Origin of the sequence: Paenibacillus sp. JQZ6Y-1 (genome assembly GCF_040719145.1) — a bacterium.
In the GTDB taxonomy this organism is placed as follows: domain Bacteria; phylum Bacillota; class Bacilli; order Paenibacillales; family Paenibacillaceae; genus Saccharibacillus; species Saccharibacillus kandeliae.
In genome coordinates this window covers 630,350-652,733 of sequence record NZ_JBFDUZ010000001.1, presented here as the reverse complement: position 1 = coordinate 652,733, position 22,384 = coordinate 630,350, and the positions used below count along the sequence as shown (strand labels likewise).

At 47.0% G+C, this 22,384-nt stretch carries 18 protein-coding genes; 1 reads left to right on the top strand and 17 read right to left on the bottom strand.

The window, feature by feature from the left end:
* Positions 1 to 19 precede the first annotated feature (19 nt).
* The 4 genes from ABXR35_RS02945 to leuB all read right to left on the bottom strand — a co-directional run bounded on the left by ABXR35_RS02945 (position 20) and on the right by leuB (position 4,052).
* Positions 20 to 1,159 (bottom strand): DUF58 domain-containing protein, encoded by a 1,140-nt coding sequence (locus ABXR35_RS02945; protein WP_367055205.1) that lies wholly within the window; start codon positions 1,157 to 1,159, stop codon positions 20 to 22.
* A 1-nt stretch (position 1,160) separates the two neighbouring features.
* A complete protein-coding gene (locus ABXR35_RS02940) occupies positions 1,161 to 2,231 on the bottom strand; it encodes an AAA family ATPase (protein ID WP_367055202.1) in 1,071 nt (356 codons plus the stop codon).
* A gap of 156 nt (positions 2,232 to 2,387) precedes the next feature.
* Complete coding sequence (locus ABXR35_RS02935; RefSeq protein WP_367055199.1) at positions 2,388 to 2,792, bottom strand: hypothetical protein; 405 nt, start codon at positions 2,790 to 2,792, stop codon at positions 2,388 to 2,390.
* Between the two features lie 177 nt (positions 2,793 to 2,969).
* Positions 2,970 to 4,052 carry a 3-isopropylmalate dehydrogenase gene (leuB, locus tag ABXR35_RS02930; protein ID WP_367055196.1) on the bottom strand — a complete coding sequence of 361 codons (1,083 nt, stop codon included), beginning with the start codon at positions 4,050 to 4,052 and terminating at the stop codon, positions 2,970 to 2,972.
* A gap of 632 nt (positions 4,053 to 4,684) precedes the next feature.
* Here leuB and ABXR35_RS02925 point away from each other — a divergent pair.
* A complete protein-coding gene (locus ABXR35_RS02925; protein ID WP_367061124.1) occupies positions 4,685 to 5,674 on the top strand; it encodes an aldo/keto reductase in 990 nt (329 codons plus the stop codon).
* A gap of 271 nt (positions 5,675 to 5,945) precedes the next feature.
* Here the strand turns inward: ABXR35_RS02925 and ABXR35_RS02920 are convergent, their stop codons facing one another.
* The 13 genes from ABXR35_RS02920 to ABXR35_RS02860 all read right to left on the bottom strand — a co-directional run bounded on the left by ABXR35_RS02920 (position 5,946) and on the right by ABXR35_RS02860 (position 22,186).
* Entirely contained in the window at positions 5,946 to 7,028 is a 1,083-nt protein-coding gene (locus ABXR35_RS02920) for a hypothetical protein (RefSeq protein WP_367055193.1), read from the bottom strand.
* Between the two features lie 344 nt (positions 7,029 to 7,372).
* Positions 7,373 to 8,917 carry a 2-isopropylmalate synthase gene (locus ABXR35_RS02915; RefSeq protein ID WP_367061121.1) on the bottom strand — a complete coding sequence of 515 codons (1,545 nt, stop codon included), beginning with the start codon at positions 8,915 to 8,917 and terminating at the stop codon, positions 7,373 to 7,375.
* A gap of 434 nt (positions 8,918 to 9,351) precedes the next feature.
* Positions 9,352 to 10,344 carry a ketol-acid reductoisomerase gene (gene ilvC, locus ABXR35_RS02910; protein ID WP_188773825.1) on the bottom strand — a complete coding sequence of 331 codons (993 nt, stop codon included), beginning with the start codon at positions 10,342 to 10,344 and terminating at the stop codon, positions 9,352 to 9,354.
* A 359-nt stretch (positions 10,345 to 10,703) separates the two neighbouring features.
* Positions 10,704 to 11,198, bottom strand: coding sequence for an acetolactate synthase small subunit (gene ilvN, locus ABXR35_RS02905; RefSeq protein ID WP_367055190.1), 495 nt, complete (start codon positions 11,196 to 11,198; stop codon positions 10,704 to 10,706).
* Positions 11,195 to 12,943 carry a biosynthetic-type acetolactate synthase large subunit gene (ilvB, locus tag ABXR35_RS02900; RefSeq protein ID WP_367055187.1) on the bottom strand — a complete coding sequence of 583 codons (1,749 nt, stop codon included), beginning with the start codon at positions 12,941 to 12,943 and terminating at the stop codon, positions 11,195 to 11,197. Before ilvB ends, ilvN begins: the two co-directional genes overlap by 4 nt.
* 1,070 nt (positions 12,944 to 14,013) lie before the next feature.
* On the bottom strand, positions 14,014 to 14,976 hold the full coding sequence (locus ABXR35_RS02895) for an ABC transporter permease (RefSeq protein ID WP_367055184.1): 963 nt from the start codon (positions 14,974 to 14,976) through the stop codon (positions 14,014 to 14,016).
* Complete coding sequence (locus ABXR35_RS02890; RefSeq protein ID WP_367055181.1) at positions 14,976 to 16,055, bottom strand: ABC transporter permease; 1,080 nt, start codon at positions 16,053 to 16,055, stop codon at positions 14,976 to 14,978. Before ABXR35_RS02890 ends, ABXR35_RS02895 begins: the two co-directional genes overlap by 1 nt.
* Positions 16,048 to 17,586 (bottom strand): ABC transporter ATP-binding protein, encoded by a 1,539-nt coding sequence (locus tag ABXR35_RS02885; RefSeq protein ID WP_367055178.1) that lies wholly within the window; start codon positions 17,584 to 17,586, stop codon positions 16,048 to 16,050. The genes ABXR35_RS02890 and ABXR35_RS02885 overlap by 8 nt, the downstream gene beginning before the upstream one ends.
* Before the next feature lie 225 nt (positions 17,587 to 17,811).
* Entirely contained in the window at positions 17,812 to 18,852 is a 1,041-nt protein-coding gene (locus tag ABXR35_RS02880) for a BMP family lipoprotein (protein WP_367055175.1), read from the bottom strand.
* Between the two features lie 542 nt (positions 18,853 to 19,394).
* Positions 19,395 to 19,754 (bottom strand): 50S ribosomal protein L20, encoded by a 360-nt coding sequence (rplT, locus tag ABXR35_RS02875; protein ID WP_367055172.1) that lies wholly within the window; start codon positions 19,752 to 19,754, stop codon positions 19,395 to 19,397.
* Positions 19,755 to 19,780: 26 nt separating this feature from the next.
* A complete protein-coding gene (gene rpmI, locus ABXR35_RS02870) occupies positions 19,781 to 19,981 on the bottom strand; it encodes a 50S ribosomal protein L35 (RefSeq protein ID WP_188773816.1) in 201 nt (66 codons plus the stop codon).
* A 13-nt stretch (positions 19,982 to 19,994) separates the two neighbouring features.
* Positions 19,995 to 20,492, bottom strand: a complete 498-nt coding sequence (gene infC / locus ABXR35_RS02865; RefSeq protein WP_367055168.1) for a translation initiation factor IF-3 — start codon at positions 20,490 to 20,492, stop codon at positions 19,995 to 19,997.
* 446 nt (positions 20,493 to 20,938) lie between these two features.
* Positions 20,939 to 22,186, bottom strand: a complete 1,248-nt coding sequence (locus ABXR35_RS02860) for a glycosyltransferase family 2 protein (RefSeq protein WP_367061118.1) — start codon at positions 22,184 to 22,186, stop codon at positions 20,939 to 20,941.
* Positions 22,187 to 22,384 lie beyond the last annotated feature (198 nt).

The following is a 22,384-nucleotide window of genomic DNA, read 5'->3' as shown; positions in this document are numbered from 1 at the left end:
AGGCTACATCATAGACATATCATGCCTGCTGCTTATGGTACTGCTGTTTGATCTGATCCAGCTCTGGCAGCAGGAATAGACTGATACGGCTCCCCGATGCTTCCAGCGTATTCATCATATCCTGCATCGCAGGAGATACATACGGTGTAATAATTAGCAAATCCGGCGGCAAGGCTGGCGACGCAGACGTTATACGCTGATGATCCGGCAAAAAGCTGCCCAGAAACTGGACAAAGGGACGCCGGATTTTCAATTGCAGTTCCGCCATCATTTGCAGCATAGAGTTCAATTGTTCACTTCCATACGCAGGTTCAATCACCGCATCCTGTTCATGCTGACTCGGAATGATGGCGTTATGACCAAAGCCTGCCTTCATCCCACGACCGATCAAATACGAGGCTACAGTTGCCGCGCAGCTGATGCCATACTCCGCAGCGACAGGTTCTGTTACCGTGCTCCACATCTGCTCATTCAATTCAATATTTAGCAAAATGATCACTTCAGGATCGGCGCTATATCCATGCTGAAATACCTGCAATTCGCCAGTACGCGCAGTGGCGCCCCAATGCACCTGATTCATCGGATCACCAGAGCGATACGGTCGTACACCGCTAATCAGAAAGGGATCTTCATTGATCCAGCGCCGCATCTCCACTTCACCCTGCCAGCTGCGATATGCTTCTGGCATATGCTCCAATGGCAAATATGCGGGATAAATGCACATCGACAAATTCAACTGTACTGGTCGATTCACACGTACCAGCCCAAACAGATCGCCTACACTCATCGACGCGCTATCCAACCGATAACAGCCGCGCTGACGGCACACCATATGATGGCGGCGCACGATGCGCACATGCCGTGCCAGACTGAACAAGCTGTTATGATTCTGATACACTGTCCCTTCACTGATAACCGTATCTGCTGAACCCGCAAATTGAAAGGCGACTGGCAGCATCGCTTCCAAGCGCAGCCATGGTAAAGGCAAGCGACTCCGATTTTCCAATTCCTCAATCATTTGAATCTGTTCCCCAACATGACAACGCTCTGTGGACAAGCTGCGACGATAATGCAGCCGTGACAAGGAGCGTCTACCAAACACAAATGCCTGCCCGATCACCACCAGTACCGCAACAAAGACAAGCCAAAACAGCTCCATCTTAGCGTTCTCCGTTCAGAGATTGCTGTTCCGTTGGTACAGGCTCTGTCTGAATAATATGATCCAGCAACTGCTTCGCTTGCTCCTGTCCATGTTGATGACGACTGCGGAAAATGATCCGATGTGCCAGTACCGGTACAGCTAGCGTTTGAATATCATCCGGCAGCACATAGTCCCGTCCCTCTATCGCCGCATACGCTTGTGAGGCGCGCAGCAATGCCTGTGTCGCGCGCGGACTCACTCCGAGCGCCGTATCGGTATGTACACGCGTCGCTTCAGCGATACGCACCATATAGTCCAGCAGATCATCATGTACGGTCACAGTGCGGCAATACCGGCGTGCAGCGATTAATTCGTCTCGGGTCACTGTATTGCCGATATGCTGCTGATGATTGAAAGGCTGCTGACGCTCAATATGCTTTTCATGATCGATATGTTGCTCCTGCACGGTATCTACCGACACCGAAGATGCTTGTGCCATTGGCTGCAACGTCTGCTGCAAGGTGCGGCGCAGAATCTCCACTCCTTCTCCAGACGAAGGGTAACCCACTGACATTTTCAGCATAAAGCGATCCATCTGCGCTTCTGGCAATGGGAAGGTCCCCTGATTATCGACCGGATTCTGCGTAGCAATGACCATGAATGGATCGTCCAGCTGATGACTCTCTCCATCAATACTAATCTGCTGCTCCTCCATACATTCCAGCAAGCTTGATTGCGTACGCGGCGTTGCCCGGTTAATCTCGTCCGCCAGTACGATATGCGCAAATAGCGGACCCGGGCGAAAAATAAATTCCGATTCCTTCTGGTTGTAAAAATGTCCGCCTGTCAGATCGGACGGCAGCAAATCTGGGGTAAACTGAATACGCTGAAATCGGCACTGTACCGACGCTGCCAGCGTGCGTGCCAGCAAAGTTTTGCCTGTACCCGGCACATCCTCCATCAAAATATGCCCAGACGCCAGCAGCGCGGTCAGCAGTAGCTTGATCTCCTGCGGTTTGCCGACGATTTTGCGTCCGATTTCCGTTTGCAGACGAGTTGCCAGTTCCTGTACGTTCTGTCTATTCAACATGCAGCATCCTTTCGTTCTATCGTATTGGTATGTAATCGCTTTTATTATCATAACAAGAATTGACGCAAAAATGAAAAAACACCGAGTATACAGCAAACGGCAGGGAACCAAGTCCCTGCCGTTCAAATGGCATCCAGTTATCACACCGAATGGTTATTATTTATGCTGAAGACGAACGCGGCGCAAGCTCATCACCGCAAGGCGTCTTTTCAGATCGCGCTCCCATTTTTCATCGTGAATCTTTTTGGCTACAGCCAGCAGGTCCAGACTCATATCAATCTGTCGCTGTACCATGTCCATGGGATCATCTTCCTCTACATTGACACAATTTTCAAACATTGTGTCTTCGTCTTCCATCACATAATCCTGAAAGTCGATTTCTGGTGTGCCGTCGTCATGGGCGTATTCGGCGAGAATCTCGTATTCATTCTCTACCTTGTAATGCACCTCAATACGCTCACATACGGGACATACCAGCAGGGGAACATTGTGAACCTGGGTTCTAAAATGTTTTAGTGTCCCCTTCGTTCCAATCATACTGCCGCCACAGCAAAAGCTCATGTGTTCTCCCTCCAGACATGATTCTATAATCGTAAAAGTGACTTTGCATCATCATTACATCCATGTTTGTGAAAGACTATTAACCAGCTTATCTTCATTTTACACCTTTTTCGAGTAAGACAAAACCCCCTTATTGTCCAAAATGACGAATAAGGGGGTAAATGGATAGGTTTTGTTTTATGCTTTTTGAATCGCAGCGACGATCAAATCGCCCATTTCCGTCGTGGACAGTGCTTTGCTCTTATCAACAGCGATATCTGCTGTACGATGACCTTCATCCAGCACGTTTGCCACCGCAGCTTCGATCGCATCAGCAGCTTCGCTATAACCAAACGTCGTACGGAACATCAGCGCCAGCGACAGGATCGTCGCAATCGGGTTCGCTAGACCTTGACCAGCAATATCCGGCGCAGAGCCGTGTACCGGCTCGTACAGACCGAAGCTGCCTTCACCAAGCGATGCAGATGCCAGCATACCGATCGAGCCGGTCAGCATCGCAGCTTCATCACTCAGAATATCGCCGAACATATTTTCCGTAACGATAACATCAAAGCTTGCCGGACGACGCAACAGCTGCATGGCACAGTTGTCGACGAGCACATGCTCGAGCTCTACATCTGGGTAATCTGGAGCGATGCGGTTCACCGTTTCGCGCCACAGACGGGACGTTTCCAATACGTTTGCTTTATCAACAGAAGCCAGCTTTTTGCGGCGACCTTGAGCGATTTGGAAGGCTTGACGAACGATGCGCTCGACTTCGGTTACATTGTAAGCGCAAGTATCAACCGCTTCTTCGCCATATTCGCTTTGACGTCTGAATTTTTCGCCAAAATAAATACCGCCAGTCAATTCGCGTACAACCATCAGATCAGTGCCTTCCAGCACTTCCGGCTTCAGCGTTGATGCTTCTTTCAAGCAGTCGAATACAACGGCTGGACGCAGATTCGAGAACAGACCAAGCTCTTTGCGGATACCGAGCAAGCCGGTTTCTGGACGCAGATCTTTCGGGTTGCTATCCCATTTGGGACCGCCAACTGCACCGAGCAGTACAGCATCTGCATTTTTACACACATCCAGTGTTTCTTGCGGCAACGGGGTGCCTTTCTCGTCGATAGCAATACCACCGAACAGCGCATGCTCTGTTTCAAACGAATAGCCGTACAATTCTTCCGTTTTGCGCAATACTTTTTCCGCTTCAGCTACCACTTCTGGTCCAATGCCGTCTCCGGCGATTACAGCGATCTTTTTCGTTTCAGTCATCTTGTTCTTCTCCTTTGTGCAGCCGTTGGAAGGCTGGCTGTTGTGAGTGGTTGCATGTGTATTGTTAATTGGTATGCCATTATTCCTGCAAAATATGCAACACCCCGTATGCAGCCGCAATTGCGATTTGCGATTTGCGATTTTGAATAATGGTGGCATCGTTTAATCTGTTTCGCTCTAAAACCTTATAGTTAGTTGTAACATATTCGTCAGCTTTTAATCCAAGATATACAAACTATGATCTTTATAGGTACTGCCTATAAACGAACTGGACACCTATGATTTTTCTATACAGCGATTAAACAGTTGTCTATTCTCTTTTGATCTGGGTTGGATGATTTTCTTTTTCCTCATATGCCATCTATTTATTTAGCATAATGATGCTTGTATCCTTCTCTACGATGTTCCCTATTGTTATACAAGATATAGTCATAGTCGTTAATTCCATATACTGGGTATTGTTGTTTGAAGTCCATCCTATGAAGGACTACAATAGTACACAGGTGTACAAATGTAACCGTTTCAGCTTCTATTATCTGTTATATATCCAAGCACGTATACCCGGCGTTTTCTGCACATATCGGCATCAGACTCTTCATTACAAGTACTTACGATCAAAGGAGTGTTCAATGATGGATTACACTTATCTCGGCAAGTCAGGCTTGAAAGTCAGTCGAATCTGTCTCGGTACGATGAATTTCGGACCAGTAACGGATGAAAAGGAATCGTTTCGCATTATGGATGCCGCACTCGATGCAGGCGTTAACTTTTTTGATACAGCCAATGTGTATGGTGGTCTCGGTGGCGGCGGTAAATCCGGCGATACGGAGCAATTGATCGGACGCTGGTTCCAACAAGGCGGCGGTCGCCGTGAGAAAGTCGTTCTAGCGACCAAAGTGTATGGCAAAATGAACATCGAGCCAGACGGTCCGAACAATGAAGGCGGTCTATCTGCGCATAAGATTCGCCGTCATCTGGAAGGCTCGCTGCAACGTCTGCAAACGGATCATATCGATCTGTATCAGATGCACCATATTGATACAGCGGTGAGCTGGGATGAGCTGTGGGGCGCGTTTGAAGTCGCTATCCAGCAGGGGAAAATTAGCTACGTTGGCTCTAGTAACTTTGCCGGTTGGCATATCGCCGTCGCACAAAAAGAAGCCCAAAAGCGTAACTTCCTCGGTCTGATCTCTGAGCAGCACAAATACAGCTTGCTCTGCCGTGAGCCGGAGCTGGAAGTATTGCCTGCTTCGCATGAGCTAGGTCTGGGTGTCATTCCTTGGAGTCCACTCGGCGGCGGTCTGCTCGGTCGCAATGCACTGCAAAAGCTGCAAGGCTCTCGTAGTGAGAAGATTGCTGAACAAGTGGATAAGCATAAAGAACAGCTGGAGCAATTTGCTTCCCTGTGCGGCGATCTGGGTGAGCCACAGGATGTAGTAGCACTTGCATGGGTACTCGCGAATCCAGCAGTGACGGCACCGATTATCGGACCACGTACATCGGAGCAGTTTGAGAATTCATTGCGTATTCTGGATGTGAAATTGGATGAAGCCACATTGAAGCGTCTGGACGAGATTTTCCCGGGTCCGGGTGGCGCTGCTCCAAAAGCATACGCTTGGTAAGCTGCATGATGTAACCAGCAAGCATCGCTACAACTGCATGTGTATCATCTTTTTCATATTCTATAAAAAATCCCTGCATCGACGGTATCGTCGGCAGGGATTTTTTCGTTGCTATGTCGCATCTATTCATTTCAGATCATGAATACCGGAACACTTACTATATGCCAATGAAATGATCTGTCACAGCACAAACGAACAGATCTATGACATATATGGATCTATAGCATGAATGAATCTATTCCAACAAAATACCTACAGTAAATAAAACAGATTACAGCGTCTCTACCAACAAGCCAAGCGGTGTCGACGACGCACCAGCAATCATCAAGCTGAACGTATATTTGCTAGTGCCTGGTGGCACGCTAGCAACATATACCGGCGCTTTTTGCTGATTCGTGCGCATCAGCGGAACACCGTATACACGATCACCGATTTTTACCGCTCCGCCATAGCTGCCGCCGCGCGGATTCAGCGAGATCTGTACGGTGCGATTTTGCGTACTTGGGTTGTTCACTGGCACTGTCACATTGTAAATAACACCGAATTGCGCTCGGTTATCCAGCGAATCCTGCGGCTGTTCACTAGCAGCAGCGGTAAACAGCTGATCTGCTGGCAACGAGCCGTCTTTTTTTGTTTTGGCACAGGTTGGGTAAATCACTCGCTCTGTACCGGCAGTGTATACCGGCGTCACTGCATTCGTTTCGGAGAAAGTCCAGTTACCGCGGGGATGAGCCTGCGGTGCGAGCGGGAGCGGAGCCGATTTAACGAGTGTCAAATCATACGCTGTATCGCGCGAAGCGACTGTGCGAACCGTATACTGAATTTCGCCGCTATCCGTGCTTTTCACTGTAAAATCATACACCATGCCCAGCAGCTTGCCCGGTGGCACAATAAAGCTCTCAATCTGACCGGATTGCTGCTGCTTGATCAGCGTCTGGTCGGCTGTACGTGCATCCATCGTACCGCCCAGTACGGCACGCGAGATACAACCGCCAATATCGGTAATCCAGTTCACCTCATCGCCGCCAATGCGGTATTCGCGTTTTACGTCCTCGATCTTCAAGGCGCCATGATTCGCTCGGTTTTCCAGCGTAATACCCACTTTCACTGGATCAGCCAGTACATTGTAATGCCAAGCAAAAATCCGATGCTGCACTGTTCCGTTGCTGCTGCGCACGACATCGTGCCAGAGCACGCCCTGCCGTACTGGAAAATTCGCTTCACTCAGCGTCTCTGGGTTGTCGCTTACCATCAGACGGCGTGTACCACCACGGGTTGCTGAGGCAATATCGTATTGCACTACACCTGTCGTATTTACCGCTTCAATCGTCAAATCACGTCCACTGCAAGTCATATTCATTTCCTCCCTGTGTGCAAGATTCCCTGCTTTCCATTAAGCCGGGTTCATCTATAAAGGAAAAAAGATAGCGCTTTTTACAACCGCTATTTCAATTATTTTCTTAAAATATATGAGATGTATCTCGTGTACTCTCCTCACCCATCATAACTCCAGCTTCGTGGCGGCATCCTTATCTTGTTCCCAAACCAAGTTGTACAACAAATGCTACACAAAAACCCCCATCCTTAGCAAGGACAGGGGCTGCGTATACCTATATGCAGGAGCAGTGTACCGACGATTGTCTAATCTGCTGCATCCTATTCAACTTACAGATAAACTTCCATACGCCGAAGCAAGTACTAGCTCATCGTAATATTGTCACGACGACCGTACGTTTTGCGCTTCTCTACTAGACGATTCAGCGAATCGACATAGGCACGCGCACTGGCTTCCAGAATATCCGTGCTTACGCCGCGACCCTGTGCAGTAATGCCATCTTGCGTCAGTGCTACATGCACCTCGCCAAGCGCATCTTTGCCTTGAGTAACTGCTTTGATCGAATAATCCGCTAGCGTCACTTCCTCCTGTGAAGCTTTATCGATTGCATTGTAAATGGAATCGACTCCACCATTACCACTGGACTGCTCCTCGCGCACTTCGCCATCGGCTGTGCTTAGGCGTACCTTCGCCATCGGCTCGGCTTCACTGTCAAACGATACAAACAGCGAGTCCAGTTGGAAGAATTCCGGTGCATCCGTCAGACGCTCTTCCAGCAGCGCAAACAGATCGTCGTCCGTAATTTCTTTTTTCTTGTCAGCCAGCACTTTGAATTTGGTAAAAGCGTTGTTCACTGCTTCCTCATCCAATTCGTAGCCCAGCTCGATCAGATGCTCGCGGAATGCGTGACGACCAGAGTGCTTGCCCAGTACGAGCTTGCTCTCCTTGAAGCCAATCGTTTCCGGCGTCATGATCTCATACGTCGATTTCTCTTTCAGCATACCGTCTTGGTGAATACCCGATTCATGGGCAAACGCATTGGCACCAACAATCGCCTTATTGCCCGGCACAACCATACCTGTCAGCTTGCTGACCAGACGGCTGGTACGCGCGATTTCGGACAGAGTAAACGACGTCTTCGCACCATAAAAGTCTTGACGCGTTTCCAGCGCCATTGCCACTTCTTCCAGCGCTGTATTGCCCGCACGCTCACCAATCCCGTTAATCGTACCTTCAATCTGATCCGCACCGTTCAAAATCGCTGCCAGTGCATTCGCTGTCGCCATACCGAGATCGTCGTGACAGTGTGCGCTCAGCTGCACTTTTTCTACACCCGGTACATTTTCTTTGACATATTTAAAAATGTTACCGTACTCATATGGCGTTAAATAACCGACTGTATCTGGCAGATTGACCACATACGCGCCTTCTTCAATCGCCATCTTTGTCATTTCTGCGATAAAGTCCAGCTCTGTGCGCCCCGCATCCTCCAGCGAGAATTCCACCTTGTCAAAATACTTGCGTGCATAGCGAATCGCCGAACGCGCCGTATCCTTGACCTGCTCCTTCTCCATACGCAATTTGTACTGGCGGTGAATCGGTGAAGTCGCCAGGAACAGATGCAGGCATGGATCTTGCGCCCCCTTCAGCGCCTCGCGTACCGCATCGATATCCTGCTCACGCGAACGCGACAAACCAATTACACTGGCATTCTTTACAGCGTTCGCCACAGCATTGACCGCTGCCAAATCCCCAGGCGAAGCCGCCGGAAATCCAGCCTCAATACGATCGACACCCAATCGTTCAAGCTGATGAGCAATCTCCACTTTCTCCCGAGTATTCAAATTAACCCCCGGCGACTGCTCTCCATCTCTCAACGTCGTATCAAAAATATAAATTTTACGCATCATCGCACCTCCTTATAGTTTTAGGTAAAACGTATTCATAAAACATACAACCAAATCTCATATATTAACATTATTCAAAACAATCAAATTAACATTACTCAAACCAATCAAAAGAAGCACGACAGCCACCTCAAGCATAAAGCTCAAAGTAACTCCCTACTCCTCTACTCCCCAAAAAGGAGTTTACAATTCATTTACGGCAGGCAGGATGAACACGCACCAGCGTAGGAAAAAGAATGGTTCTGCAGAAGCGTAGCGTTCGCTTAAAAGCTTTCTAAAAGAAAGCTAACTTCGGAAATATATGCTGAATTGGATTTTGACTGCTGAAAAGCAGCCGTTCAAAAAATCCAATCTTAGCAGCGATCGAAAGAACCATCTTTTTCCGCAGCGGTCGTATCTTCACCCCACTCCACCGCAACTAAAATTCAAGCCAATTATTTTTTAATCCAATGCATCATTTCACGCAGTTGACCGCCTACAACTTCCAGCTGGTGCTCGGACTCATTGCGGCGTGTAGCTGTCAGGAATGCACGACCGGATTGGTTTTCCAGAATGAAGTCACGTGCGAATTTACCCTGTTGGATATCGGACAGTACTTCTTTCATCGCTTTTTTGGTTTCTTCTGTAACGATACGAGGACCAGTTACATAGTCACCATATTCCGCAGTGTTACTGATGGAATCGCGCATCGTTGCCAGACCGCCTTCGTACATCAGGTCAACGATCAGTTTCAGTTCATGCAGACATTCGAAGTATGCCATTTCAGGAGCATAGCCAGCTTCAGTCAGCGTTTCAAAACCAGCTTTAACCAAGGCACTTACGCCACCACACAGAACCGCTTGCTCACCGAACAGATCGGTTTCGGTTTCTTCACGGAAGGAAGTTTCGATAACGCCAGCACGCGTACAGCCAATACCTTTTGCATAAGCCAGACCGATTTCTTTGGCATTGCCAGTAGCGTCTTGATGAATCGCGATCAGACCTGGTACGCCAAATCCTTCTTCATACGTACGACGTACCATATGACCAGGGGATTTAGGAGCAACCAGCAGTACATCATTACTTTTCGGAGCAACGATTTGACCGAAATGAACGTTGAAGCCATGTGCAAACAGCAGAGCAGCGGTATCTTTCAGGTTTGGAGCGATTTCGCTGTTGTAGACGCTAGCTTGCGTTTCGTCCGGCATCAGGATTTGCACGATGTCCGCTTTTTTGGTTGCTTCAGCAACGGACAGCACTTCAAAACCATCGTTTTTCGCTTTGTCGAACGATTTACCTTCACGCAGACCGATAACAACGGACAGACCGCTGTCACGCAGGTTTTGCGCATGAGCGTGTCCTTGGCTACCGTAGCCGATAATTGCGATTGTTTTACCTTTCAATACGTTCAATTCTGCATCGTTTTCATAGTAAGTCGTTACTGCCATTTTTTCTTCCTCCTTTAATATATGAAGCGTAATTACCGGCAATGCCGATGTTTGCCAACCCTCCTGAAAAGAGCGGGTAGTTCAAGGGAATCAATATAAGCGATGGAGTATATGGATGTATCGAATCGGAATGGCATGATGGATTGGATTCATCCCTCTACAGTACAGTTACATACAGAGCAGTATGTGCATTCTAGCCATCAAGCCTACCTGCTATCGTACGTCCTTACTTCCTGTTGCTAGCTTTGATTTGCATGGATCGTCGTTGTTCCCCCTCAACTACCCGCTCTTTTGGAAAGCAGGCGTTGCTCATTTTTGACGTGTTACATGTCCATGATGATCCTACCTAGATAGGATTGTTACACATTACCGCGAATCATCGCTGTCGCGCCTGTGCGGGAAAGCTCGCGAATGCCATAAGGCTTCAGCAGCTCAATCATGGCGTCGATTTTGTCAGTATCCCCTACAACCTGAACCATCAGGCTGTTCGGGCCAATATCGACAACCGCGGCACGGAAAGTTTCGATAACGCCCATAATTTCGGGACGCTCGGATGGCTCTGCTTTTACTTTGATCAGTGCCAGCTCACGTGCCACCATTGGGCGCGAACTCAGGTCGATAACCTTAATCACGTCGATGATTTTATACAGCTGCTTTTCCACTTGCTCCAGCGTATTTTCATTGCCAGAGGTGACGATAACCATACGGGACAGACCAGCCTCTTCGGACTGACCGACCGTAATACTTTCAATATTGAAACCACGGCGGCCAAAGAGTCCAGAGACTCTTTGCAGCACGCCTGGTTGGTCGTTGACTAATACGGCGATGGTGTGTTTGTACGTTGTCGCTATCATTCGTGATCCCCCATTAACATTTGATCAATGGTGGCTCCCTGTGGAACCATCGGATATACATTTTCGTGTTTGTTTACGATAAATTCAACGACGACTGGACCCGGTGTGTCCATCGCTTCTTGCCATGCAGCTTTGGCTTCGTCTTTGTTCGTAGCACGCAAGCCTTTTACGCCATATGCTTCGGCCAGTTTTACGAAGTCTGGGCTACCAGACAGATCGATATGGCTATAACGATTCTCGTAAATCAGCTCTTGCCATTGACGAACCATACCCAGCACCTGATTGTTCAAAATAACAATCTTCACCGGAATGTTGTTGATCGCGCAGATTGCCAGCTCCTGCGCACACATTTGCATACCGCCATCACCATTAATGGAGATAACGAGTCGATCTGGATTCGCCATCTGTGCGCCGATTGCGGATGGGAAGCCGAAGCCCATAGTACCCAAGCCACCGGAAGTCACCCATGAGCGCGGTTGGTTAAAACGATAATACTGTGCCGCCCACATCTGGTGTTGACCAACGTCTGTCGTTACAATCGCTTCACCATTGGTGGTATCGTTCAGCATTTCGACTACCCACTGCGGTTTCAGTACAGTGTCGGAATCCTCGTACCGGAAAGGTTTTTCCTTTTTCCAGTCAGCAATCTTGGCACGCCATTCATCCGCATAATGTGCATGAGCCGCATCGGTATTCAGCAATTCCAGTACTGTCTTCACATCACCAACGATTGGAATATCGGTTTTGACGTTTTTGCCGATTTCGGCAGGGTCAATATCAATGTGTACAATCTTCGCATGTGGTGCAAAGCCATCCAGCTTACCGGTTACCCGGTCATCAAACCGTGCGCCAATGCTGATCAGCAGATCTGATTGCTGAATTGCATTGTTCGCTGCGTACGTTCCGTGCATACCCGGCATACCGATCCACAGATCGTTACCGCTTGGGAAGCCGCCCAGACCGAGCAAGGTAGTCGTGATTGGAATGCCTGTCGTTTCAACAAACTTCAGCAGCTCTTCATGACCGCCGGAGTAGACAACCCCGCCGCCTGCCAAAATGAGTGGACGCTTCGCTTCGGCAATCGCCTGATGCAGCTTGTCCAATTGCAGCTTATTCGGCATCACACGTGGGTTATAGCCTCTCATCACGACTGGTTCCGTATGCGGTTTAAACAGTGCTTTGGCTGCCGATACATCCTTCGGAATATCAATCAGTACTGGACCTTTACGACCAGTATTGGCAATGTGGAAAGCTTCGTGAATCACTCTTGGCAGGTCTTCCACATCGCGCACCAGATAACTGTGCTTCGTAATCGGCATGGTGATCCCCGTGATGTCCGCTTCTTGGAAAGCATCCGTCCCGATCAGAGTCGTTGCTACGTTACCTGTAATAACCACCAGCGGTACCGAATCCATATAAGCAGTGGCAATACCGGTTACCAGATTCGTTGCTCCCGGTCCAGATGTGGCGATACAGACGCCCACTTTGCCGCTTGCTCTTGCATATCCGTCAGCTGCGTGAATCGCTCCCTGCTCATGGCGGGTCAGCAAATGTTTGAAATCATCAAAGCCGTGCATCGCATCATAGATGTATAGTACCGCACCACCCGGATAACCGAAGACGCATTCCACACCTTCCAACAGCAGGCTGCGAAGCAGCATTTCGGAACCGGTAATGACTTCCGGCTTCATCCATTTCTCACGTAATTGTTCTGTCGATTGCACATTGGGTATTTGCGCGCTCATTTGTGTTCCTCCTCCCAAAAATTCACATCAATCTCACATTAGAAACTTATGACAGTCCGACGCATCTGTAACAATGCTTGCTTGGTGTTTCTGTACCAAAGGCGCAGTCAAGGTCTGAAATATCAAAAAAACCTTTCGCCGCCTCCAACAGAAAAACATTCTGTTCGAGGGACGAAAGGTTTAGCTTCCGTGGTACCACCCAGGTTCGCACACCGCCTCACAGCAGGTATGCCTCATCAAGTAAGACGTCTCCGCCTTACCTGTCGTCTGTAACGTAGACGCTACGATTTTCCCTAATAATCACCATGCCAGGATGATGCCTTTCAGGAAAACAGCTCCGAGGTGAGCTCGTATAAAAGGGTTTTGATGAAGCTTTCAGCAATTTGCTTCACTCTCTGGACAAAATAGCCCTTAAAACTTAGTCCTCTTCATAGCCGATCATTCATATTCTACATAATAGGCTGTAACATTTGACCATGTTGTGTCAGCCGCTGATTTAGGACAATTATATGATTCATTTGCGACAGAGTCAACACTAATTTTTTTTGTACTTTTGAACAATGATTTTAAATGATTAAAATCCATTTATTCACCATTTATGTACGTATATCGCTATATTACTTGCTTAAACTGTATTTTTATAATACTTATTCGTATATTCATGCTTATCAAGCTATTCAGCATTTGTGCATAAAGGACAAATAATCACATTGGTGTAAAGTTTATTTTTGTCTAAAGCACACATATCTTTTTTATTTTTGTTACCGTGTACAAATAAAATTTTACCCTTTTAATCCCAAAATTAATTGCTAAATCGCTACTCACCTCTTCCTCTTATCTCATATCTTCCGATCCAATCGGCAAATGAATGGTACATAAAAAGCCCAGCAGTTCATCAAAGAACTACTGGGCTTTTTTTTGATTATTTACTACATTTGCGAGGAGAAATGATCCTATCCTGTTGCATATTTCACGATTCTATCGCATCGTCATGGAAGTATAATTACTTATCCATAATAACTCCAGCTTGCGATGGAATAACGAATCATTACTCGTCCAAGCAGCAGTCTTTATCGCTTACTTGGATCATACGGCTGTCCGAGCGCAGATGGTGCGCTGGAGCGACCTACCGCAGCTACCAGTACGATAATAGTCAGCAGGTATGGCAGCATGTAGATAATTTCTGGTGGGATGCTCTGCGTCCATGCAAATAGCTGTACATAGTTACGTACCGCTTGAGCCAGACCGAAGAATACAGCCGCGCCAAATGCGCCGATTGGATTCCATTTACCAAAGATCATCGCCGCAATCGCGATATAACCTTGACCCGAAATGGTGTTGTGGGCAAATGTACCAGTTGTTGTCAGTGTAATCGTTGCACCGCCGATGGCAGCCAACGCACCACTGATCATAACGCCAGTGTAACGCATCCGATTGACCTTGATACCTACAGTATCTGCCGCACTTGGATGCTCACCAACGGAACGCAGACGCAGACCGAATGGTGTTTTGTACAATACATAGAATGAAACGAAGACGAGAATAATCGCCAGATACGTCGTTGGGTACGCATTGAACAGTGCATCACCCAACAGTGGGATCTTACTCAAACCCGGAATAGGCATACGGCTGTAACCAGAAATCAGTTCCGTTTCACCCGCACCGTCAAACAGCAGCTTTACCATATACAGCGTGCTGCCTGCTGCCAAGAAGTTGATTACGATACCGCTGATAACCTGATCCGCTTTGAATGTGATCGAAGCGACCGCATGAATCAGCGATACGATAATACCGAGTACAACCGCAGCAAACAACCCAACGGAAGCCGCTGCAAAGCCGTTCATGCCTGCATCTTGTGCATAGTGACCGAATACACCAGCAGCAAAGGCACCGAATACCATCAGACCTTCCAAACCGAGGTTAGTCACACCGGATTTTTCTGAAAAAATACCGCCGAGAGAAGTGAATATGAGCGCTGTAGCAAATACCAGCGTCGTATTCATAAGCTGCCCGATTACTGTCAATACATCCATTATGACACCTTCTCTTTCTTGCGCTTAGCATAAAACGGTTTAAGCACCCAGCGCACAATCCCCTGTGCGGCAATAAAGAATATAATGGCACCGATAACGATACGCACAATTTCCGGTGGAACATCAGCGCTAAAGCTCATACCCGCCGAACCGTACGTAAGCGTTCCGAACAGAATCGCACCTAGAATAACGCCAAACGGATTGTTCATACCGATCAATGCTACCGCGATCCCGTCAAATCCGGTTCCCGGCGAGCTTGCCATAACAGACTGATAACCGAATACACCCAGTACAGTAAACGCGCCGCCCAGACCAGCAAATGCGCCACTGATGAACATCGCTTTGACGATGTTGCGGTTCACGTTCATCCCTGCATACTTGGAAGCATCTTGGTTAAAGCCAACAGCACGCAGCTCGAAGCCTTGTTTTGTTTTCCACATGAAAATATAAAAGAATACAGCTGCCAGCAGAGCGATCAGCGTACCCCAGTGTACGCGGGCGTTACCCATCATTTCGGACAACCAGCCAATCGCAATCGATGCGGACGGCTCAATATTTACCGATTGAGTCGTACCATCTTGCAGAGCAAACGTATTGATAACTAGATTGGACAGATACAGACCAATCCAGTTGAGCATGATACAGGAAATGACTTCGTTCACGCCACGAGTCGCCTTCAGGAAACCCGCCAGCGCTGCCCACAGACCGCCAAATACTGCACCAGCGATAATCGCCAGCGGAGCATGGATAAAGGCAGGCAGACCGTGTACATGGATACCTACGATAGAAGCTGCGGTCATCCCGATCAGAAACTGACCTTCACCACCGATATTGAACAGACCTGTACGAGCAGCAAAGGCAAATGCCAGACCCGTCATGATCAGTGGGGTCATCTCACGAATCGCCTCACCAAAGTCATACGAATCGCCGTATACGCGTTCTAGCAACGCACTATACGCGTCAATCGGATTGTAGCCACCGATCAGCATAACCAGTGCACCGAGCACCAGACCCATAATGATCGCCACGAATGGCAGGGTAAAGGAATCCCGAGTAAAGAATTTTAAAATATTATTCATGGACTGCACCTCTCTTTACGGTGCTTCCCGCCATCATTAAGCCCAATTCCTGATCATTGGTTTGTTCCGGCAGCACTTCACCTACAATTTGACCTTCATAAATAACAGCAATCCGGTCGGAAACGTTCAAAATTTCATCTAGCTCAAACGAAATGAGCAATACTGCTTTTCCTTGGTCACGCTGAGCAATCAGCTGCTTTTGGACAAACTCAATCGCACCGACATCCAGACCGCGCGTTGGCTGTGCTGCTACGAGCAGATCAGGGTTTTTATCGATTTCACGTGCGATAATTGCCTTCTGCTGGTTACCACCAGACAGTGAGCGCGCCATCGTATGAATGCTTGGCGTACGCACGTCAAAAGCGTCCACCAGACGCTGTGACTTTTTATCGACTTCATCATATTGCATAAAGCCATTTTTGTTGTATGGCTGTTTGTAATACGTTTCGAGTACCATATTTTCGCTGACTGAGAAGTCCAGCACGAGACCGTGTTTGTGACGGTCTTCTGGAATATGGGCAACGCCCGATTCGGTAATTTTACGCGGCGTCAGATTGGTAATGTCTTTGCCGTGTAACATGATTTTGCCGCCATCCACATGACGAAGACCAGTTAACGCTTCAATCAGCTCACTTTGACCGTTACCATCGACTCCGGCAATGCCGAGAATCTCACCAGCTTTGACATGCAAATTCAGTTCGTTCAATACAGACATGCCATCTTTGTTTTTGGAAACGATATGCTGCATTTCCATAACTACTTCGCCCGGCGTTGCTGGTACTTTGTCGACTTTGAAGCTAACGTTGCGACCGACCATTTTCTCAGCCAGTTCCTGCGGCGATGTTTCGGATTTTTTGACCGTATCAATCACTTTACCGCGACGAATAATCGTTACCGTGTCAGCGATCTGCATAATCTCTTTGAGTTTATGCGTAATCAGAATGATCGACTTACCCTCTTTGATCAGACGCTGCATAATGTCCATCAGTTCAGAAATCTCTTGCGGTGTCAGTACGGCAGTCGGCTCATCAAAGATCAGAATATCAGCGCCACGGTACAGTGTCTTCAGGATCTCGACACGCTGCTGCATCCCGACGGAAATGTCATGGATTTTGGCGTTCGGATCGACGCGTAGACCGTATTGCTCAGATAGCTTGCGGATTTCTTCCGTTGCTTTTTTATAATTGATTCTGGCGCCCTTTTTCGGTTCCGAGCCCAGAATAATATTCTCGGTAACAGTGAATGGCTGTACCAGCTTGAAATGCTGATGGACCATTCCGATGCCCAATTCAATTGCCTTGTTCGGACTATCGATCAGGACAGGCTTGCCATCCACCTCAATACCGCCTTCATCTGGCTGATACAGACCGAATACGATATTCATCAGTGTGGACTTGCCCGCACCATTCTCGCCTAGCAGCGCGTGAATCTCGCCTTTGAACAGTTTGAGACTAATCGAATCGTTGGCAACGATGCCGGGGAAGCGTTTTGTAATTTGTTTCAACTCTACAACAGGGGTTGCTGTATTCATTAAATCACCCTTATAAGCAAATTGATTATCCGTATAGTATGGCTTCACATCTGTATATGTTCGGCTGTTGCTCAGTTAAATCCTGCAACCACTGTCATCATTTCATCCATCCATATCCAATCATATCCATATATGTTGAAAAAACTCTTTTTTATCTATAGACGTAACAACAAGGCTAGTGGTTAACCAGCCTTGTTGTTATATCCATATGTGATGCCAATTCTATTATTGAACGGTATCTGGTACTTTCACTTCGCCGCTGATGATTTTTGCTTTGTACTCATCAACCAGTTTCAGTACGTCAGCAGGAACGTTTTTGCTGGAAGTGTCGGCAACGCCTACGCCGTCATCTTTCAGACCCAGTGTTTCCGTACCGCCTTTGAATGTACCGTCGATTACTTCTTGGGAAACTTTCTCAACCGCAGTATCTACGCGTTTGATCATGGAAGTCAGAGTTACTTTGTCGCCGAATTCCAGCGATTGGTCTTTGTCGACACCGATAACCCATACTTGTTGACCTGCGTTTACACGAGCGCTTGCTTCGTTAAATACGCCAGTACCTGTAGCGCCAGCAGCGTGGAAGATAATGTCTACGCCATCGTTGTACAGTGTAGCTGCTGCAGATTTACCAACGTCTGGTTTGTCAAACGCACCAGCGTAGTTCACTTGCAGAGTTGCGTCAGGATTTACAGCTTGGATACCAGCTTTGAAACCAGCTTCAAAACGCTGGATCAGCGGGCTTTTCTCGCCGCCTACAAAACCGATTTTGTTTGTTTTTGTCATTTTGCCGGCAATTACGCCAACGAGGAAGGAACCTTCATTTTCCGCAAATGTTACGGATTTTACGTTTGGTTGATCTACCACACTGTCGATGATCGCCAGTTTGGAATCAGGGTTTTGCTTAGCAACCGTGTTGATTGCGTCTGCCAGGTTGAAGCCGATACCCCATGTCAGAGCGTAGCCGTCTTTAACAAATTGGTTCAGGTTTGGAATATAATCCTGATCCGATTTACTTTGCAGATATTTTACGCTTGCCTTACCGCCAGTTTGCACTTTTTGCAGTGCTTCCCAAGCAGATTGGTTAAAGGATTTGTCATTCACGCCGCCTACGTCAGTAACCATACCGATTTTTACGTCGCTAGAACCGCCGCTTCCGGATGTTCCGTTGCTTGCATTGTTTGTGGAGTCGCTTTTGTTACCGCATGCTGCCAAGAATACGGACAGTGCCAGTACCATGATCAGCGAAAGTGAATAGACCTTCTTCATGTATCTTTTTCCCCCTTAAAAGTATCAACTATGCGTCTGTCTTCTTTCTGTTAAAACACGAACATTTTACCCTTTTCAGCATAAAAACATTCGTTTTGCGGACAGATTCAATAGTCACTGAACCGATTATACAATCATGTGGTAGGAAAATCTACTATTTTAATAACAAATGGTCAATTAATTTATACCGCACACTAAGAAAGCGCTTTATATTGTTCGATTTTACTAATTTATGTAAGCTTCATGTGAGAAAAACTATTACATCTGCATAACGATTGTGTTTTAACGCGCTAAATCACTATATTGTATGTAAGGTTTGCAGCATTTTCATAAAGAACAAGCAACGTTTGCAACATTGTATTGCACCATCGCTTTGTATTCCTTCCTATTATACAGGTGTCATTCCGAATGATGCTGTGATTGTATGACCTGTATCTATTATCGGCTGTATGCTCTAAATGTTTCAGCGCTCTATTCGCATATCCATCCCCAAAAAAAGAGTCCCTGCATATACAGAGACTCTCTTTGGGACACGTAATGACTTACGCGTTGATTTTTTCTTTTGCTACGGTTGCCAGGGAGTTGAACGCTGTTACATCGTTCACTGCCAGTTCAGCCAGCATTTTACGGTTGATGTTCACGCCAGCCAGTTTCAGACCGTGCATCAGTTTGTTGTAAGACAGACCGTTCAGACGTGCTGCTGCGTTAATACGTACGATCCACAGTCTGCGGAAGTTACGTTTTGTTTGACGACGGTCACGGTATGCGTAGACCAGGGATTTGTTAACCTGTTCTTTTGCAGTTTTGAAAATACGGTGTTTGGAACCGAAGTAACCTTTTGCAAGTTTCAGATATTTCTTATGTTTACGACGTGTGACGAATCCGCCTTTTACTCGTGCCATATTATAAACCCTCCCGGAAAATTAAATTATTTAAGATTAGCCAGACCTTGTTTCAAACGTCTTACGTCACCAGCAGCCATCATTGGGCTAGTACCCAGTACGCGTTTTTGACGTTTGGATTTGTGGGACAGCAGGTGGTTTTTGAACGCTTTATGGCGTTTTACTTTACCTGTTCCTGTAATTTTGAAGCGACCTTTCAAACTGCTATGAGTTTTCATTTTAGGCATTTGAATATCCCCCTTAGTTATTTTTCGGCGCCAAGATCATAATCATGCTGCGGCCTTCCAGTTTCGGTTGGCGCTCAACAGTACAGATATCTGCAACTTCATCTCTTACACGTTCCAAGACTCTTTGACCAATATTTGCATGTGCAATCTCGCGACCGCGGAAGCGGACCGAGCATTTCACCTTGTCGCCATTATTAAGAAATTTCACTACATTACGGAGTTTTGTTTGATAATCATGTTCCTCCGTATTGGCATGGAAGCGAATTTCTTTCAGTTCAACAATCTTCTGATTTTTACGCGCTTCTTTTTCTTTCTTTTGTTGCTCGTAACGGAACTTGCCGTAGTCCATAATCCGGCAGACCGGAGGTTTCGCTTGAGGAGCAACGTTAACCAGATCCAGATTCAGATCGATTGCCATTTGCAACGCTTCGCGAGTTGGCGTGATTCCGATTTGTTCACCGTCAGCACCTACCAGGCGCACTTCTTTGCCCCGGATTTCTTCGTTGATCATATGTTCCTTACTAATAACCTTCCACCTCCACATTATGATAGACAATGCTATTTGGAAAAATAAAAGGGATGCAGGTCTCATCACCTGCATCCCTTGATCAGCAAATTGTTAATGACAGACGCACTGTCATTCAAATAGAGATCAATGAACCAGCCGATGTGAATCGGTCAGGTGAGAAGACAAGCTTCTTCTTATTCATTAGTCGTATCACAAAACACTAGAATAGTATATCATGCGTCAGCAAGCACGTCAACCACTTTGCCTATTTTATTTTGAGTATTATATAGCACACCGACACGATTAATTGCATCGGCTCGGCTGACGCTGTCTAGACTAATTTCACATCAAAAAAGAGGAATGCACCTAGTAACCAGTACATTCCTCTTCATTTCCATTCCGAATATCATATGATGTCTATACTGAGCAATGTCAGATAGGTATCGGTATTACAGCGTGCTTTGTTTGCTGCCGTGTACTTCTTCGATGCGTACAACGCGTGTATGCTCGGTGTGGCTCCATTGTTTGTTGTTCTGTGTGAAGAACGCGTAGAACGTAATTGGCCACCAAGACAGACCGTAGATTGGAAACAGTAGCAGGTACATGTACACTTTCCACGATTTGACCTTTTCTAGCATCATCGCCAGAATGAAGGTCACTACGTTAGCACCAATCGCTACGTAAGCTACCCACAGCGGCAGATAGTTGTAGATTGAAGCGACGTGTGGTCCACCCAGAATCGCTGTATCGATCCAGACCGCAGCGGTCATCAGGAACGTGATCAGTACCACGTACACGTTCACGCTATACAGCGCAAGGTCAAACTTGATGATGTTCATTTCTTTCATACTTTTCCACAGCAGTGGGAAGAAATAACGACGTGCTACAGTAAAGTGACCTTGCATCCAGCGCAGACGTTGACGGGAAGACGCTTTGAATGTCAGTGGCTTCTCATCAAATACTTTGGCATCATAGCTGAATTTTGGATAAATGCCTTTTTCGGCACAACGCATGGTAAACTCAAGGTCTTCTACGAGGCTTGTTGCGCCCCAGCCGATTTCTTTCAGCAGTTCATTTTCAAAACACATTCCTGTACCACCAAGGAAGTTGGCCATGTTCAGGTTGTGACGGGACAGCTGCCACAGACGGTTGATGTACCAGTACGATACACCGTAAGCGGCTGTAATCCAAGAATCTTCTGGGTTCTTTGTATCGATATAACCTTGAATTACACGTGCGCCTTCGCACATGTCATTGTTCATTTCAGTCAGGAAGTTTGGTGCAGCCAGGTTGTCGGCATCAAACATAACGATACCGTCATATTGACGCTCCATGCTCCACAGTTCGCGCAGCATCCACTCGATTGCATAGCCTTTACCACGCTGCGTTGGGTTCGTACGCACGCATGCGTTCATACCGTGACTACGCACGATGTCAGCTGTGCTATCCGTACAGTTATCACAGATAACGAATACGTCGTACAATTCTTTCGGATAATCCATCTGCTTCAGGTTTTCCATTAACGCGCCAATAACCTGTTCCTCGTTATGCGCTGCTACCAGAATAGCGAATGATTTTTGCGGTGCGTGTTCTGGTCTCTTTTTCCGTTTCAAAATACCGAATAGCGAGAACCCGAACTGATAGACTGCAATAAATGCCAGTACGATTTGCAGTACTATAAAGATTGTGTCCATGATATTACCCATCACAATATGTGACCCCCTTCATTGGTAGAACCCATTAAAGCCTAAAACCTGTCTGTTGACGTTTCATCCATGTTCAGCTGGTATACTGCATTCTTCATGCAGTACCATGTTTGTTTTCAAATGGTTGATTTTTAAATTGAGATGTACATTTTTGTTTGTTGTATACTCTGCCTTTTACATCCTGTTCCA

Coding starts and splice junctions, on each gene's coding strand:
- ABXR35_RS02940 (WP_367055202.1), bottom strand. CDS start 2,231: ATGTTGAATAGACAGAACGTACAGGAACTGGCAACTCGTCTGCAAACG.
- ABXR35_RS02925 (WP_367061124.1), top strand. CDS start 4,685: ATGGATTACACTTATCTCGGCAAGTCAGGCTTGAAAGTCAGTCGAATC.
- ABXR35_RS02920 (WP_367055193.1), bottom strand. CDS start 7,028: ATGACTTGCAGTGGACGTGATTTGACGATTGAAGCGGTAAATACGACA.
- ABXR35_RS02895 (WP_367055184.1), bottom strand. CDS start 14,976: ATGGATGTATTGACAGTAATCGGGCAGCTTATGAATACGACGCTGGTA.
- ilvB (WP_367055187.1), bottom strand. CDS start 12,943: ATGAGCGCGCAAATACCCAATGTGCAATCGACAGAACAATTACGTGAG.
- infC (WP_367055168.1), bottom strand. CDS start 20,492: ATGATCAACGAAGAAATCCGGGGCAAAGAAGTGCGCCTGGTAGGTGCT.
- leuB (WP_367055196.1), bottom strand. CDS start 4,052: ATGACTGAAACGAAAAAGATCGCTGTAATCGCCGGAGACGGCATTGGA.
- ABXR35_RS02890 (WP_367055181.1), bottom strand. CDS start 16,055: ATGAATAATATTTTAAAATTCTTTACTCGGGATTCCTTTACCCTGCCA.
- ilvC (WP_188773825.1), bottom strand. CDS start 10,344: ATGGCAGTAACGACTTACTATGAAAACGATGCAGAATTGAACGTATTG.
- ABXR35_RS02945 (WP_367055205.1), bottom strand. CDS start 1,159: ATGGAGCTGTTTTGGCTTGTCTTTGTTGCGGTACTGGTGGTGATCGGG.
- ABXR35_RS02885 (WP_367055178.1), bottom strand. CDS start 17,586: ATGAATACAGCAACCCCTGTTGTAGAGTTGAAACAAATTACAAAACGC.
- ABXR35_RS02880 (WP_367055175.1), bottom strand. CDS start 18,852: ATGAAGAAGGTCTATTCACTTTCGCTGATCATGGTACTGGCACTGTCC.
- rplT (WP_367055172.1), bottom strand. CDS start 19,754: ATGGCACGAGTAAAAGGCGGATTCGTCACACGTCGTAAACATAAGAAA.
- ABXR35_RS02935 (WP_367055199.1), bottom strand. CDS start 2,792: ATGAGCTTTTGCTGTGGCGGCAGTATGATTGGAACGAAGGGGACACTA.
- rpmI (WP_188773816.1), bottom strand. CDS start 19,981: ATGCCTAAAATGAAAACTCATAGCAGTTTGAAAGGTCGCTTCAAAATT.
- ilvN (WP_367055190.1), bottom strand. CDS start 11,198: ATGATAGCGACAACGTACAAACACACCATCGCCGTATTAGTCAACGAC.
- ABXR35_RS02915 (WP_367061121.1), bottom strand. CDS start 8,917: ATGCGTAAAATTTATATTTTTGATACGACGTTGAGAGATGGAGAGCAG.